At 41.9% G+C, this 16,129-nt stretch carries 11 protein-coding genes; 4 read left to right on the top strand and 7 right to left on the bottom strand.

All coding sequences use genetic code 11. From position 1 onward, the window contains the following. Positions 1–31 precede the first annotated feature (31 nt). From HWQ42_RS31375 to HWQ42_RS31360, 4 genes are all read right to left on the bottom strand, one after another. Positions 32–394: a response regulator gene (locus HWQ42_RS31375; RefSeq protein WP_292737695.1), complete on the bottom strand. Its 363-nt coding sequence runs from the start codon at positions 392–394 to the stop codon at positions 32–34. A 486-nt stretch (positions 395–880) separates the two neighbouring features. Beyond that, the gene (locus tag HWQ42_RS31370) at positions 881–2,089 is read right to left on the bottom strand and encodes a response regulator (RefSeq protein WP_292818981.1); all 1,209 of its coding nucleotides are present in this window, start codon (positions 2,087–2,089) and stop codon (positions 881–883) included. Between the two features lie 609 nt (positions 2,090–2,698). Continuing rightward, a complete protein-coding gene (gene murQ / locus HWQ42_RS31365) occupies positions 2,699–3,625 on the bottom strand; it encodes an N-acetylmuramic acid 6-phosphate etherase (protein WP_292737699.1) in 927 nt (308 codons plus the stop codon). Positions 3,626–3,857: 232 nt separating this feature from the next. Continuing rightward, a complete protein-coding gene (locus tag HWQ42_RS31360; RefSeq protein WP_292737701.1) occupies positions 3,858–4,286 on the bottom strand; it encodes a DUF3110 domain-containing protein in 429 nt (142 codons plus the stop codon). 260 nt (positions 4,287–4,546) lie between these two features. Between HWQ42_RS31360 and HWQ42_RS31355 the strand changes: the two genes are divergently transcribed. Beyond that, on the top strand, positions 4,547–10,528 hold the full coding sequence (locus tag HWQ42_RS31355) for a translocation/assembly module TamB (RefSeq protein ID WP_292818978.1): 5,982 nt from the start codon (positions 4,547–4,549) through the stop codon (positions 10,526–10,528). Positions 10,529–10,542: 14 nt separating this feature from the next. Here HWQ42_RS31355 and HWQ42_RS31350 read toward each other — a convergent pair whose 3' ends face one another. After that, positions 10,543–11,118, bottom strand: coding sequence for a DUF2887 domain-containing protein (locus tag HWQ42_RS31350; protein WP_292818975.1), 576 nt, complete (start codon positions 11,116–11,118; stop codon positions 10,543–10,545). Continuing rightward, positions 11,102–12,028, bottom strand: coding sequence for a carbohydrate ABC transporter permease (locus tag HWQ42_RS31345; protein WP_292818972.1), 927 nt, complete (start codon positions 12,026–12,028; stop codon positions 11,102–11,104). Before HWQ42_RS31345 ends, HWQ42_RS31350 begins: the two co-directional genes overlap by 17 nt. A gap of 169 nt (positions 12,029–12,197) precedes the next feature. Here HWQ42_RS31345 and HWQ42_RS31340 point away from each other — a divergent pair, with 169 nt between their 5' ends. The 3 genes from HWQ42_RS31340 (at position 12,198) to rtcA (ending at position 15,583) form a co-directional block, all read left to right on the top strand. Next, positions 12,198–12,860 (top strand): GIY-YIG nuclease family protein, encoded by a 663-nt coding sequence (locus HWQ42_RS31340; protein WP_292818970.1) that lies wholly within the window; start codon positions 12,198–12,200, stop codon positions 12,858–12,860. A 187-nt stretch (positions 12,861–13,047) separates the two neighbouring features. Further along, on the top strand, positions 13,048–14,391 hold the full coding sequence (locus tag HWQ42_RS31335) for an FAD-binding oxidoreductase (protein WP_292818967.1): 1,344 nt from the start codon (positions 13,048–13,050) through the stop codon (positions 14,389–14,391). A 145-nt stretch (positions 14,392–14,536) separates the two neighbouring features. Further along, positions 14,537–15,583, top strand: coding sequence for an RNA 3'-terminal phosphate cyclase (gene rtcA, locus HWQ42_RS31330; RefSeq protein WP_292818964.1), 1,047 nt, complete (start codon positions 14,537–14,539; stop codon positions 15,581–15,583). 344 nt (positions 15,584–15,927) lie between these two features. Here the strand turns inward: rtcA and HWQ42_RS31325 are convergent. Further along, positions 15,928–16,129 (bottom strand): hypothetical protein (locus HWQ42_RS31325; protein WP_292818961.1); only part of this gene is annotated, 202 nt, incomplete at its 5' end.

Here is a 16,129-nt window from a genome sequence, read left to right as displayed (position 1 = left end):
TTATATTATTTGTTGATTTATGACATTTTTCCTAATTAAGTAATCGTTTTAAAATTACCACTAGCTCGTCTCGGTCAATCGGTTTTGATAAATAACCATCAGCGCCTAACATATTACCCCAAATTTTATCTACATCACTATTTTTTGTAGAGCAAAAAACCACAGGTATATTGCTAGTGTCGGGATTGTTTTTCAGTTCCCGGCAAATTTCAAAGCCACTTTTACCAGGTAAAATTACGTCGAGAAATATTAAGTCTGGTTTGTTTTTATCTATTTTGTCTTGAGCCTCTTCACTGCTAGTGGCGCTAATCACAGAATAACCTGCCTGTTGTAAGTAACGGCTGATTATTTCCCTATCTGTTAAGCCATCTTCAACAACTAAAACAGTATTCATGGTAATTACTCGTTAACTTTTTCTCAAAATGTAAACAAAATATACAAATCCTAAATGATTTCTCAAAAAAGACATGGAAGGGACTAGAGACTAGCCCTAACCCCTTTGCCTTAACTAATATTTCACAAATCAAATAGGACATGCTATAAATACAAAAATTTGTATTTGTCTAATTTTGATTCAATCTTTATTTATCAACCTCAGAAAAAGTACGTAATAAATATAACTTAATGTAATATATTTGAATATAATCTAATTTTAGATTTTGAATTTTGGATTAAATATTTAAAATTACACAATGACTGAGAGTAAGAGAATTTAACGGCGAGAATAAATCTAAAATTCCAAATAAATTGACAACTCTCTGGTTTGATAAATAGAGTAAATCTAAAATTGTTTAACCTCAATAATTTAATTTTTACTGAGGTGAAAAAATATATAAATTTTGAGGAATAATTCAGAATCACAAATCGCCTTTAATTCTCCCTAATTACAAACCTCTAAATTAGATTTACTCTTATCGTGGGATACGTTGGATACGCTGTGTGTCGGTAAATATTTACGTATGATACTCATTACCTTATCAGCCACTACAGGTTTAGTGAGAAAATCTGTAGAACCAACTACTTTGGCACGAACTCTATCTAAAAGACCATCACTGCCTGTTAATATAATTATTGGTGTGTTAGAAAAGGTAGATATTCGTCGTAACTGAGTACAAATTTCGTAACCACTAGCAACTGGCATAATCAAATCCAAGAAAATCAGGTCTGGTTTATCCTGAATGAGGGTTGGTAGAGCTTGTACAGCATCTTGAATTTTGACAAACCTCAATCCATTGGAAGTGACAATATCCTCTAACATTTTACATACTTGAGGGCTATCATCGACGCAAGCTACTAGTGGAGTAATCCGCTTTTTGACTTGTGTGGTGGTAGAGTTATTGTTAACTTCAGTAATTCCTAAAGGCAAGTCAGGTACTTCTACCAATTCAATGATTCCTTTAAGGATATAAGGAAGCAATGAACGGGTGAGTGGTAGTACACTCTGCTTCATTTTCATCGCTAAATCTCGCAGAGTGAATTTGCCATTGATTAAATTCACAAAGTTTTTGTAGACAGATGGACTTACCATCTGCTCAAGTTGTTCTGGTCGCCGTAGAATTGGTGCTAAGTCAGGAGAAAAATTTGCTAAACCAGCTTCTGACCAAATTTTCCATGAGTCTTGCATGTGCTTTACAGACATTTCTGCACTCGTGAAGCTCATTGGGGTTTCTAAGATAACTTCTTGGGTGCGATTGCAACTTAGAGAAGCAAAGTTTCCTTGCAAAGCCAGGTCAAATAATAGTTCTGCTATCGTATTCTCCGCAATAGATTGAATCTGTTCCCTCTGAATTTTCTGTTTTTTATAAAATATTTCTATCAGTTTATAGTCCCAGTAATCAATTGATAAGTCTTGCACACGTAACTGCAACTTATCAACATCAATCTGGGGACAATTTTGAGCTATATTTCTACGCCAACGCCGGAAGGGATGAGTTCCTCCTGTTGCCCAAACTATCCGTCCCAGTCGATAGTAAAAAGTCCATTGGCTACCCTTTGAACTCTTAATATTTAATTTGCCATTGTATTGCAACTGAGTACAAGTTTTAAATTCATTTACTAGGTTATTTGAAATAATTTCTTGATGAGGCATAGTTTGTTCCTTTTATTAAAAAGCTAGCCATTAAAAACCGATACTATTAGAGCACGGCGAAAATCCAGCTACCATCTCAATTAACCAGACAAATCTCTTAAGTTACTTGTTAAAGGTAGGCAACACTTCCGTCACAGTATTCTATCTATATAGCGATGTGAATAAGTGCAAATGCATTTGATATATAGCAGTCTAAATCAAGATTATTAAAAGCGAGGTAGATGTTCAGATGGCAAAACTATTGCTAGTAAATAATTTATTTAGCATAGAGTCTTTATTGGCAGAGTTTACTTTTGTGTTAATATTTATGACTAAAGTAGTTTGTTATCATATAGATCATGATGTATTGATATATTATTTTAATAATTTTCATCCTGAATCATATCCGTATAAGTTCTGAATTTTTGTTCAAAAAAGATTAGCAGTCTCCAAATATCTCTACTTTAGTTATTCACATTGAGCATAGCTGTTAAAAATATTTATTTAAATTTACTATTCTTAATTATGTTAATTAATGTTAGCTTTTCTAGGGAATATTTTTCTAAAAAAAGGCGTACTACTAAAAATAAGTAGCAGCCAGATTAGAAAGTATTTATTTAGAAAATTTATTCAAGGTTGCTTGTGGTTTTGAAAGCTGACAACAGCTGCTCTGAGATTACTTTGGTGTTCTGAAAGCAGCCGATCGCCTTCATCTTTTTCTAAACCAGTCCAGTGCATCAATAGCGCCAGCTTAACCCATTTCCCACTACGTTCTAGTAAAAAACCAGCAGTTTCCCGGCTTAAACCTGTGAGGTCTTGCAGAATTCGCAAAGCGCGATCGCGTAATTTTTGATTTGTTACTGCTACATCGACCATGCGATTGCCATAAACTTTGCCTAGCTTAACCATCACGCTGCTAGAAAGGATATTTAAAGCTAATTTAGTGGCTGTACCAGCTTTCAGACGAGTTGAACCGGCGATTATTTCTGGCCCTGTCAAGAGACGAATGTCAATATCGGCATCAAAGCTAACTTGTTCAGCAGGAACACAAGCGATAAAAATAGTTGTGGCTCCTCGCTGACGAGCAGCATGAAGCGCACCGTGGACATAAGGCGTTGTGCCACCAGCGGTAATGCCAACTACGACATCTAATTGGGTAACGTGCCGCCCTGCGATCGCAGCCTCACCATCTTCAATGCTGTCCTCTAAATCTTCAGAACTGCGTACTAATGCGCCAGCACCACCAGCAATAATCCCCTGTACCAACTCTGGGGGTGTACAAAAAGTAGGTGGACACTCAGCAGCATCTAACACCCCTAATCTGCCACTTGTACCCGCACCTATATAAAATAGGCGTCCTCCGTGGCGCAAACGCTCTGCGGTGCGCTCAATTGCCTCTGCTAACTGAATTTTCGCCGCTGCAACAGCTGCGACGGCCTTTTGGTCTTCGTCATTAAACAACTCCACCAATTCCAGAGAACTGAGCTGGTCTAAGTTCAGACTGTTAGGATTTACCAGTTCAGTTAAAAGATGCCCGCGTTCTTGCAAATTTGTCATTTGTCATTTGTCCTTTGTTCTACCCTACGCTGCCCTTTCTTTGGGCATCTATCTATGTCCGTTGTCATTAGTCAGTTAGCGACCAATGGCTAATGAACCCTTCGGGTGACGCTCGTGCCTCGCTAACGCTGCGCTAACGCCAGTTGCTCATGGGGGAAACCCCCTTGGCGCTAGCCTCTCCCTTTGGGAGAAGACCGCACTGGCTCACCAATGACTAATGACTAATGACTACTTACAACAATCCTTCCAATTTGCGACGAATCTTCTCTAATTCAGAATCAGACAATTCTGGTTCTTCTAGCGGCTGTTGATTGAGAGGGAAAGTGTCTTCAACAGTATCCTCCTTCTGGGCATCTTCTTGCCAATCAGTTTTTTCGACGTTAAGTTCTGGGGGAGTTACAACTAAATTGCTGTTTTCTGGGATGATTTCCCATTCATATCCAGCACTTTCGCAAAATTCCTTGATTTCTTCAGCATCGATCGGCTCCGGTGTGGGTGCGGGGAAATCCTGAGCTTCTAACATCAGGGCAAAGCGCGTGGCATCGTCTTCTGACTCGAACATCAGAATTTTATTGCGATCGCCTTCCCGAATCGTGTGAATCCCCTCATTTTCCGTTCGAGCGTTAAAAATTAACACAAAAACACGCATTGGTGTAATCATCTGTCCTTTTTAAGGTTTATTCATATTAAAGTTCGAGATTGTGCCTCAAGGAAAGTCACAGGAATAATTTTCACTCTATTCAGATTTTCCTGAAAACGCCAATATTATTAAGCATAAGTATTGGATCGAGAAAATACCGTAACTCAACCAATGGGGTCTTGGGTTTAGTTGGCGTATCCTGGAAATGGCATACTGAACCAATGTGCCAGTTAATGCTTGTGTGTGCCAGCGACATCCGGCAATAAATACAGTGAAAGCAAATGACTAAATCTACCAATCAAGATATTCATTCCCCCTCCCCTATCCGCAAACGTTTGTGGTTGCTGGTGTTGAGCCGGGGTAGCATTGCCTTGAGTGGACTTTTGCTGTTAGGAGTTATCGTTGGTATTTGGCGGTTGTGGACTTTTGTCCAAACAGAGTTAACGCCGTTGGCACAACAAAGTTTAACTACTACACTCAACCGTCCGGTAAAACTGGGAAGAGTCACACAATTTTCGTTGACAGGAGTACAGTTTGGAGCTTCAGCTATCCCAGCCACACCCACAGATGCAGACCGGGCTACAGTCGAATCTGTAGAGGTGGGTTTTGATCTGTTACAACTAATTTTTAATCGCCATCTAAAGCTAGATGTAACCTTAGTCAACCCAGATATTTACATTGACCAGGATAACCAAGGGCGTTGGGTTTCCACTACCATCGCGTCGTCAAGTGGAAGCAGTGCAATTAAAACTGATTTGGACTACCTGCGGTTTCGGAATGCCAAGCTGGCCTTGATGCCGCAGCAGAGAGTCGAGGGAGATGAGGGGGCAGGGGAGCAGGGGGGCAGGGGGGCAGAGGGGCAGGGGAGCAAGGGAGAATACCCAACTTCTAACTCAGCACTGGCTCAACGCCCTGCTACTACTAACAACACTCAGCAATTGCCGGTGCTATTTTCTCAACTCAATGGATCTGCTCAACTTTTAGCAAATAACCAGTTGATCCGGTTTGAAGTTGGGGGTCAAGCAGACAGTGGTGGCAATATTTCCATTCAGGGAGAGACACGTTCTAAGGTGCTAGCAGGGACTTTCCAGGTGCAAGCACAAGATTTTCTGGCTGAGAATATTACTCGGTTGATTAAGTTACCAGTTAACTTACAGGCGGGTCGAGCCAATGGCGACTTGTTAATTCGGTTGACACCAGGACAGCAAACTTTATTGTTTGGCAATGCTACTGTGCAAGGGGTAACGCTGCAAATACCCAAAGTCCCGCAATTGTTGAGCAATAGCCAAGGAAACCTCCACTTCCAAGGAACGGAGTTGCAGTTAAATAATGTGGCTAGCAACTACGGCAAAATTCCTTTAGTGGCTACGGGAATCGTCGACACGAAAGCAGGCTTGAAGTTGGCAGCGCGTGTAAATGCAGTAAGTTTGGCGAATGCCCAGGAGACTCTTAAGGTAAAATTACCTGTACCGATCGCTGGACAAGTACAAGCTTCTTTGCAGATTACTGGATCGACTAAAGAGCCAATTCTCTCCGGCTCAGTTGCGACGATTCAAACTGCTCGGATTGATAAAGTTGATTTTAATAGCATCAGTAGTAAGTTTGAGCTTGTTACTAGTTCCTCTTTAATTACCCTAAAAGATATTCAAGGTAAAGCTAAAGTTGGTGGTGAGATTACGGGTGCTGGTACAATTAAACTTGGTAAGAGTCCGCGACTGGATTTAAATTTCGCTGCCAAGAATGTTCCAGGGGATGCGATCGCCAAAGTTTATGAAACAACACCTGCGTTTCAAATCGGCAATGTCTCAGGTACAGCTCAACTAACTGGCGCTCCTACCAATGTCCAAACTGTGGTACAGTTCCAAGCCCCTAATGGAACTTACCCTGGAACTGGTGAAGTTGCCATCGCTCCAAATCGCAACGTATCTTTCCGCAATGTGGCTCTGAATGTAAGTGGTGGGACAGTTCGAGCAACTGGTAGTTATGCTAATGAGCGTTGGCAAGCTGTGGCTGTTTCCTCTGGGGTAAAATTAGAACCCTTTGTAGACAAGAGTCAACTGCAAAATGTCTCTTTGGCTGGGGCACAATTCAATGGTCGTCTGATCCTCTCAGGCAGTACAGCACCATTTGAAATTGCCACAATTCGCAGTGATGGGGCAGGAGTTCAAATTGGTGGCGGCACAGTTGCAGTTTCTAATATCCAACTGCAAGACCAAAGCTTCTCGGCTCAACTTGTAGCTAATGGTGTGCGGTTGGGACAAATATTGAAACAGTCTCCTCAAGCTTTAGATAATCCTTTGGCGGGAACATTCCAAATCGCAGGTAGCAGAGATGATTTCAGCCTGAAAACCATGCGTGGGAGTGGTGAGGGTCGCCTTGCTATTGGCAGGGGTACGGTTACAGCCTCTAATATCCAAGTGGCGAATGGTTTATATCAGGCACAAGTTCAGGCTAAAAATGTGCCTGTGCAGAAGTTGGCAAAAGTACCAAAGCAATTTCAAGGCGCATTAAATGGTCAGTTCAACGTAGCGGGTTCTGTTGAGTCTTTTAAACCGCAAACTATTCAAGCCAACGGTCAAGCGCGGGTAAATGTTGCGGGTGGAACTATTACTGCTTCTAATATCCAAGTGGCGAATGGTTTATACCAGGCGCAAGTTCAGGCAACTAATGTACCTGTGCGGCAGTTGGCAGCAGTACCACCGCAGTTTCGAGGGACGTTAACTGGTCAAGTAAACGTGGCAGGTTCTGTTGAGTCCTTCCAACCGCAAACTATCCAAGCGATGGGTCAGGCGCGGGTAAATGTTGCAGGTGGAACTATTACAGCTTCTAATATCCACGTGGCGAATGGTTTATATCAGGCGCAAGTTCAGGCAACTAATGTACCATTACAGCAGTTAGCAGCAGTACCACCGCAGTTTCGAGGGACATTAACTGGTCAAGCAAACGTGGCGGGTTCTGTTGAATCCTTCCAACCACAAACTATCCAAGCTAACGGTCAGGGACGGCTGGATGTTGCAGGTGGAAATATTACAGCCTCTAATATCCAAGTAGCTAATGGTCGCTATCAAGCTGTAGTTGATGCTGCTGGTGTGGAATTAAATCGGTTAAATCAGCAATTGCGGGGTCAGTTTGGCGGTCAGTTACAATTAGCCGGTACGCTAGGATCGTCCAAATTAGCTGATGTGCGTGCTGCTGGACAGGTGCAATTATCTCAAGGTATCCCTGGTTTAGAGCAACCCTTGACAGCTGCGATCGCTTGGAGTGGTGAAAGGCTGACCATTGAGCGAGCAACTGCTCCCGGTTTAAGTGTTACTGGTAACATATTAGCCAATGCAACAAAGACAGGTATACCGGAAATTACTGCCTTGAATCTTAACGTCCAGGCGCAGAATTACAACTTAAAACAGTTACCGATTAATCTTCCTAATCAGGTTGCTGTGGCGGGGAAAGTAGATTTTAATGGTCAAATCACTGGTAAGCTGCCCTTACCGAATGTAGTAGGGCAAATCAACTTACGGGACTTGGTTGTTCAAGATATTGCTTTTGAGCCGTTGTTAACTGGAAACATCGATTCAGAACAGGGACGCGGTTTGAGTTTAAACTTGGCAGGTAATAGCGATCGCTTATCTTTCAATTTAGATGCCAATAATCGCCCGAAATCTTTCTTAGTCAAATGGCAGCAAGCATCAGCCACAGGCAATGTTCAAGGGAATGATTGGGCGCTAAAAGTTGCCAATTTCCCCTTACAAATATTGAATTTGACTCCGCCACCAATTACTCGACTGGGTGCTGGTAAGATAGCTGGGTTGTTAACTGGGGATGTGCTGTTTAATCAGGAAACATTGGCAACAACGGGAAATTTAGCGATCGCAAATCCGCAAATTGGCCGGGTTAAAGGCGATCGAATAGCTGCTCAATTCCGCTACGGTGACGGTAAAGCCACACTCACTAGTAGCGAATTTGTCAAAGGAAAAAGTAGCTACGCCCTTGTCGGTACTTTTGCCCAAAGCGCTAAAGGGCCTAAATTACAAGGTAAACTGAATGTCAAGCAGGGTGAGATCCAAGATGTTCTGGCTGTAGCAAAGATATTTGATTTACAAAATTTGCCTGGTGGTTCAGCAGAAATCTACGGCACAGCAGCGGATCTGACTACCAACCCCCAAGGAACGCCAAATGAACCCTTATTAACCCAAATCCAACGGTTTTCTGAAATTGAAGCTTTGGTTGCAGAACAGGAAGAACAGCGACTTAATTCCACTCCAATACCAGATTTGGCAGACTTAAAGGGGACTTTCAATGGGGAAGTGGCTGTAAATACAGCTACAGCCAATGGATTATCAGTGGATTTTAATTTGAATGGACAAGACTTTGCCTGGGGTAAAAAGGAAGAACGAAATCGTTTTTATACTGCCGAAAAAGTGATTGCCGAAGGCAACTTTGAGAACGGTGTTTTAAGTTTGCGACCATTACGAATTGAATCTCAAAACAGGCTAATTGCATTTACGGGTAACGTTGGTGGTGATGAACAATCTGGTCAGCTGCGGGTGAATAATTTTCCAGTACAACTATTGAATAATGTTGTCAAACTACCAGTTGGAATCACAGGTAATCTTAACGGTACAGCAGCTTTAGCCGGCAGCATTGCTAATCCCCAAGCTAGAGGGGAATTGCAAATCACAGAAGGAATATTAAATCAGAGCAAAATAGAGTCAGCAACAGCAAGTTTCAGCTATGCCAATGGACGCTTAAACTTTGGTAGTACTGTAGCAGTTGCTGGGCCAAAACCTGTTGATATTACTGGCAGCATCCCTTATAAATTACCTTTTGCTTCCGTCGCACCAGACAGCGATCAAATCAGTTTGGATATGAAATTGGAAAACGAGGGATTGGGGCTGTTAAACGCATTGACTAATCAAGTGGTATTTGAGAAAGGTGAAGGAGAAGTAGACCTCAAAGTGCGAGGAACACTGAAAAAACCCGAAGTAAATGGAATTGCTACTGTCAATGATGCTACTTTTTCAGCCCAGGCTTTGCCACGTAAGCTGAGAGGTGTCACAGGTAGAGTACTGTTTAATTTTGACAGCATCTTAGTAGAAAATCTTCAAGGTAGATTTAGCCGTGGGACGGTAGAAGTTGCTGGTGAAATTCCCATCTTCAACAATGAGAACGTAACTATCAAAAATCCCCTGACTGTTAATCTCGATCAGTTAGCGTTGAATCTCAAAGGACTTTATCAGGGAGGCGCTAGTGGCAATTTGCAGATTACTGGTTCTGCCCTTAATCCCATAATTGGCGGTAGAGTAAATTTATTTGATGGTAAAGTATTGCTGGCAGAATCTACCGACGCTGCGACATCTGCAAATGGTAGTATTGGCGTATCGCCTACAAAAGACAATAAGCAGAGCAAATCTGAAATTGGGAATGGGGTGGGAAATACTAACGCCAGATTTAATAATTTAGATTTGGAATTAGGTAAAAACGTCCAAATTACCCGTGACCCTATTCTCAACTTCCGCGCCAGCGGTAATCTCATCGTTAACGGCTTAATCAATCAGCCGATACCCGATGGCACTATTCAGTTAGAAAAAGGAGGAGTAAATTTATTTACTACCCAATTTAACCTTGCTCGTGGCTATAAACACACTGCAACCTTTAGTCCTTCTCAACCTCGCGACCCCAACTTAGATATTCGGCTATTTGCCAAAGTACTGGATGTAACTCAAAGTAATGACTTCAGCCGGGTAAATTCTACAGGTTTATCAGCGTTAGAGAGTGTTCGAGTCGAAGCTACTATCAACGGTTTAGCTAGCAAACTAAATGAAAATATAGAATTAACAAGTAGTCCGTCACGTAGTCAAACCGAAATTGTTGCTCTTTTAGGAGGCGGATTTGTAGACACCCAAGGACGTGCAGACAGTACTTTAGGTCTAATTAACATTGCAGGTTCGGCTGTGTTTAACAATTTCCAATCAGCTTTTAACCAGATTGGGAGTACCTTTGGCTTAAGTGAACTACGGATATTTCCTACCGTGATATCTGAGAATCCCGAAGCTGGAAGAAGCAATTCAACTTTAGAATTAGCAGCGGAGGCTGGGGTTGACATTTCTTCCAAAATATCAGTTTCCAGTATTAAAATTTTGACAACAAACGATCCCTTCCAATGGGGTATTAATTACCGGATAAACAATGAATTTCGTGTGCGTGCTTCCACTAACTTAACTGATGACAGTCGTGCTGTAGTGGAATATCAAAAGCGGTTTTAAAGAAATCTCTTCAATTACGAATTACTTCCTGTTTCCTCTTCTCCTTGCTTCTCAATAGCCTGTTGTACTTGTTTAACATCTAATTCTAATGCTTCAGCAATTTTCTCTATACTTAAACCCAACTTAAGTAGACGGGGTATCGTATCGAGCTTTGTTTCTTCCTTTACTTCCTGGTAAAATTTGGTTTGTCTCCAATCGGTTAATCCAAACATTGCTTCTAACTCCTGCTGACTTTTGTTTACAAATTTGTAGATAAGCATTCTCTCTACTAATTCTAAAAGATTGCTACGGTTAGCTTCATCTGTTTGTTGTACTTGTTTTATCAAGTTTTTCGCTTGCTGTACGGCTTGATATTCTGCTGCAACTACTAACTTAATTATGCCTAGCCCAATCGAAGATGATGGTACATTATCTAATTCGTCTAAATAAATTATACGAATTTGCTGTGGAGCTAATGATGTTTGATAAATAATTGGAATAAGGTGTAAAAAATCGTGTCTGTTTTCATGCACTCTCGATATTTGAATATTTTCAGATTCTCGGAGATAAGAGAAGATGATTTTTTTAAATTTATTAAATTGTGATATCATCACCTTGCTGATTAATAGCTAATCGCAAAATTGACAATCCTAAAATTATCAAAAATAGCACCAGACCAATTGTGCAAGCATAGCTAATTTCTAAGTTATTGAAGGCTTGCTCATATAAATAATAAACAATCGTTTTCGAGCTACTGAGTGGGCCTCCTTGAGTCATAATGTAGACTTCTTCAAACACTTTGGTCGCAGAAATAGCCGAAATTACCGCCACTAGCGCTAAATATGGCTTCATTAAAGGTATGGTAATATCCCAATGTTTACTGATACCATCAGAGCCATCAATGGCTGCGGCTTCGTACACATCAGCAGGAATTGATTGCAACCCCGCTAAATAAATCACCATGTAGTAACCTAATCCTTTCCATACAGTGACAGCCATAACGCTGGCAAGAGAAATTGGTACAATGCCAAAGATTTTTGCTGGACTAGTTAGCCAAGGAATACCTTCTGGAAAAAGACCTAAAGCTTTAAATAACTGATTCAGTAATCCGTTTTCTGCATACAGCCATTTCCAAGCTATTCCCGCAACAACCATTGAAATTACCACTGGAGTGTAGTACGCTGCTCTAAACCAATTCATTCCCCGCAGTTTCTGATTTACCAAAATTGCCAGTACTAAGGGAGCGATTACTAAAATTGGTACTACACCCACAAGATATAAAAAAGTGTTTTCCAAGGTTTTCCAAAAAACTGCATCCTTCCAAAGCTTGAGAAAGTTGGCGAAACCTATCCATTGTGGCGGCTGGGCAATGTCTTCATAACTGGTAAAGCTGAGGTAAAAGGCTTGCAGTGCAGGCCAAAAGACAGTTAAGCCTAAAAGAACTAAGGCGGGTAATAAAAATAAATAAGGGGTAAGCCGTTGTTTGATGAACATCCAATTTTTAGGTATCAATTGATTCATAAGAAGTTTAATAGTTGTTTTTGCTTTGTCAAAACAAGAATTTGGAGATGTGAGTAGATTTAAGCTTCAATATTTTAAGGGCATATATTTGCTTGCGTAAGCATTGGCGTAGCCTCTGGTAGAGAAGTTCGTCGTAGACATCACTAATTAATAACTCGGAGAAACTGCAATGGAAACTCAGCACAATCCGCCAATTGAACATCAAAATGTCCCCATAAACCACCGTGGGCTGCATGAATTTTTGTATAGTTCTGACAACGAACACGCCGCCATTGAGGTGAGTATAACTCCTGAACTGGCAAACAATGGTACTGAAATCATTGAGTTTGAGGCTTGGAGTGTGGCTGTTCAGAACGCTAAAATTGCCGGAGTTTATGCAGTATTAGATGTAGAACGTCGCACGCAGTATATTGGCTATTCTCGGAATGTGTTGCTTTCCTTAAACAGCCATCTTCGTCAAAATGGTGAGCAAAAGTGTGCTTTTGTACGTGTGCAAGCATTCAAGTTTCCCAAACGTCAAGAAATGGAAGATTTGCGAGATGCGTGGATAGCAGAACTCGAAAGTACGCCACCTGGTAATGCAACTGAAAGCGAAATGTGGGCTAGTACGGTAGGTGAAGCGACTAAGGCGGTAATGTCAGAAGCCCAACTTCAAGCCTACGAGGAGAAAAAGCTAAAACTGCGGAAAGCAATGGCTGATACAACCCTTTCTAAAGAGTTAGAAACAATAGATGCGAGTGACGCTGAACGTCAGCGTCAACTTGAAGCTGCTGTGAACAACGATGACTGGAGTGTAATTATCGACGCACAGACACAGGAAACTAAGTATTGATTTTTGTCTGCTTGAGTGCGCTATTTGACTTTTTGAGTAAGTGGCATGAAAGTTCTGTGAAAGATGAGAGTTAAGATTTTAAAACGCAAAGGGGCGCTGAGGGAAGCGCAAAGGTTCGCAGAGGAGTGAATTCTTTGCGTTCCTTTGCGTAAACCTTTGCGTTCCTCTGCGTTAAAAAAGGATATATATGACGACAAAGTTAGATGCTCTGATTAATTCTCTAGAAGGGATAGAAACTATTACCGATTCTACCCAAGTCGCAAAATTATCCCAGGATTATCACACTTTTAGCCCTGTGTTAGTGTCGAAATTAGAGGGAAAAGTTGGGGATATCGTAGTGCGTCCCGCGAATGAAGCAGAGGTTTTAAAAGTTGCAGCCGCCTGTGCAAAACATCGTATACCTGTAACTGTGCGAGGTGCGGGAACTGGGAATTATGGGCAATGTGTACCGTTGCACGGTGGCGTAATTTTAGATATGACGCGCTTGCAAGAGATTCTTTGGGTAAAACCGGGGGTGGCGAGGGTAGAAGCTGGGGTGAAGTTGGCGGCTTTGGATAAAAAAACACGAGAAATCGGCTGGGAAATCCGTATGGCACCCTCTACGTACCGCACAGCGACAATTGGCGGATTTATTGCTGGGGGAAGTGGCGGTATTGGCTCGATCCAATATGGGTTATTAGCCGATCGCGGTAATATCTTAGCATTGCGAGTGATCACTGTAGAAGATGAACCCCGTGCGATCGCATTACGCGGCGATGATATCCAAAAGGTAAATCATGCTTGGGGAATTAATGGCATCATCACTGAAGTCGAAATTCCTTTAGGGCCGGCTTATCCTTGGGCAGAAGTCATTGTCACCTTTGACGACTTTATGACAGCAGCAAAGTTTGGTCAGGCAATTGGCAATGCTGATGGCATGATTAAGAAGTTGATTTCTGTCTTTGCATCCCCAATTTCCCAATACTTTCACGCAGTACAAGAGTATATTCCTGAAGGAACTCACTCAGTATTTTTGATAATTTCCGAACCGAGTTTGGAATTCTTACCAGCTTTGGTGCAGCAATACGGCGGTCAGATTACCAAAAAACCAGCCGAGGAAGCAGCCAAAGGTACACATTTAGCGGAATTTAGCTGGAACCACACTACCTTACTTGCCCGGAGTGTAGATACTGGTATTACATACTTACAAAGTCTCTTTCCTAATGATTGCAGTTTGCAACTAGTAGAGCAGATGTATAATTACTTCGGTGATGAGGTAATGATGCATTTAGAATTTTTTCGGGTGAATGGTGTCGTAGTTCCTGGCGCTTTGCAACTTGTGCGCTACACCACAGAAGAACGCCTCAATGAAATTATCCGCTATCATGAAGAACAGGGTGTGAGTATTGCCAATCCTCATACGTATATTATTGAAGACGGCGGCAGAAAATTTATCGATCCTGAACAGTTAAAATTTAAAGAAATAGTCGATCCTTATGGGTTGATGAACCCCGGTAAAAGCAAGGTTCTTCAATTCCAAATTCAAAATTAGCAAACTACAGAAACAGGTATCAGAAATTTCTCTGTATATTTGTGTAACCTACCTCCAAAAAGCTAGTTGCTGGGCGTTTATAATTTGTGGTTTGATTTTAACAGCCGTGGGGATAACCCAAAATCCAACATTCCAATAATCGCTCATGATTGAAATTGACGGTTCCTACGGAGAGGGAGGCGGACAAGTTCTTCGCACTTCCTTAAGCCTAGCCGCCATCACCGGTGAACCCATACGAATTACAGGTATTCGCGCTGGACGCAAAAAGCCAGGATTAGCAGCACAACATTTAACAGCAGTTCGGGCTGCGGCAAGAATTTGTAATGCCCAACTACGGGGTGATGCTTTAGGTTCAATGCTGCTGGAATTCATCCCAGGTAGTGCTGTACAAGCTGGAGTTTATACCTTTGATGTTAGTAAAGCACAACAAGGTGGTTCTGCGGGTGCGATCGCTCTAGTTCTTCAAACAATTCTTTTACCTTTGGCACTAGCATCTGGCAATTCTTTGGTGACACTAAAGGGTGGAACTCATGTAAACTTTAGCCCCACAGCGACGTACATTGAGCAAGTTTATCTGCCCATACTGCAACGCATGGGTGTAGAAGCCCAAGTCAAGTTAGGCGCTTGGGGGTGGTATCCCCAAGGTGGCGGAGAGGTAGAGTTACAGGTGGATGGCGGTGGTAAACTCGGTGGGATCGACTTGTTGGAACGGGGCGATTTACAACAGGTGCGAGGACTAGCAGTGGTGACGGAATTGCCTTCCCATATTCCCCAACGGATGGCAAATCGTGCGGAGAATTTGTTACGGTCAGCCCATTTAAAGGTTACTATACAGACCTTAAGAGAAAGAGGTGTAGCACCTGGAGCGGGTATTTTTTTAACTGCTGAGTATCAGAATAGCTTAACAGGATTTGGTGGATTTGGGCGTTTGCGGTTGTCGGCGGAAACAGTTGCAGAGATTGCTTGTCAGCAACTGCTTGAGTTTCATCACACCGGCGCACCAGTGGATGAACATTTAGCAGATCAGTTATTATTGCCAGCTGCTTTAGCTTCACAAGAAAGTCAGTATCGAGTGGCTGAAGTGAGTAGACATTTGACGACTAATGCAGCGGTTATTGAACAGTTTGGGCTGGCGCAAATAACAGTAGATGAAGCTGAGAAAATAGTGTCAGTAAAGAGTTTGAATAGATGAACTAGTGCTATATGGTAGAGTCTTATAAAGCAATATTCTGTAAATTTAAATCAATCTTGTGATCCCTTCTACCTTCAAATAAAAGCTGCAAGTTTTAGCAGACAACTTTGATCAAGATTTAAACCTACTTTCAGAGATTCGAGTCATAAAGCAACTTAATATCAAACATAGCCTTTGAATTTACCTCTGCTAAAGGCATATATAGGACTAGTATTTGATTTTTGAAATGCACATAGTGGACTGTCTACGCAAAATAGTGCATTAGACGTAGACTTTTGTTGGGTGGAGCGGAGCGCAACCCAGCATAGATCAGGATGTTGGGTTACGCAAAGCCTCCATCCAACCTACAATTTTTTTGCAACTTCGAGCTTTGTCGATGAACCTTTGAGCTTTGTCGATGAACCTTCGAGCTTTGTCGATGAACCTTCGAGCTTTGTCAATGAACCTTCGAGCTTTATCAATGAACCTTCAAGCTTTGTCGATAAACCTCTGAGCTTTGTCGATAAACCTCTGAGCTTTGTCGATGAACCTTCGAGCTTTGTCGAT

The organism is Nostoc sp. JL23 (assembly GCF_017115065.1).
Classification (GTDB): domain Bacteria; phylum Cyanobacteriota; class Cyanobacteriia; order Cyanobacteriales; family Nostocaceae; genus Nostoc; species Nostoc punctiforme_A.
The sequence above is the reverse complement of the archived record's forward strand: the minus strand, read 5'-3'. Positions and strand labels throughout refer to the sequence as shown.

Bases quoted from the DNA above. Each gene is read 5' to 3' on its own strand.
- HWQ42_RS31375 (WP_292737695.1), bottom strand. From the start codon at position 394: ATGAATACTGTTTTAGTTGTTGAAGATGGCTTAACAGATAGGGAAATA.
- HWQ42_RS31370 (WP_292818981.1), bottom strand. From the start codon at position 2,089: ATGCCTCATCAAGAAATTATTTCAAATAACCTAGTAAATGAATTTAAA.
- murQ (WP_292737699.1), bottom strand. From the start codon at position 3,625: ATGACAAATTTGCAAGAACGCGGGCATCTTTTAACTGAACTGGTAAAT.
- HWQ42_RS31360 (WP_292737701.1), bottom strand. From the start codon at position 4,286: ATGATTACACCAATGCGTGTTTTTGTGTTAATTTTTAACGCTCGAACG.
- HWQ42_RS31355 (WP_292818978.1), top strand. From the start codon at position 4,547: ATGACTAAATCTACCAATCAAGATATTCATTCCCCCTCCCCTATCCGC.
- HWQ42_RS31350 (WP_292818975.1), bottom strand. From the start codon at position 11,118: ATGATATCACAATTTAATAAATTTAAAAAAATCATCTTCTCTTATCTC.
- HWQ42_RS31345 (WP_292818972.1), bottom strand. From the start codon at position 12,028: ATGAATCAATTGATACCTAAAAATTGGATGTTCATCAAACAACGGCTT.
- HWQ42_RS31340 (WP_292818970.1), top strand. From the start codon at position 12,198: ATGGAAACTCAGCACAATCCGCCAATTGAACATCAAAATGTCCCCATA.
- HWQ42_RS31335 (WP_292818967.1), top strand. From the start codon at position 13,048: ATGACGACAAAGTTAGATGCTCTGATTAATTCTCTAGAAGGGATAGAA.
- rtcA (WP_292818964.1), top strand. From the start codon at position 14,537: ATGATTGAAATTGACGGTTCCTACGGAGAGGGAGGCGGACAAGTTCTT.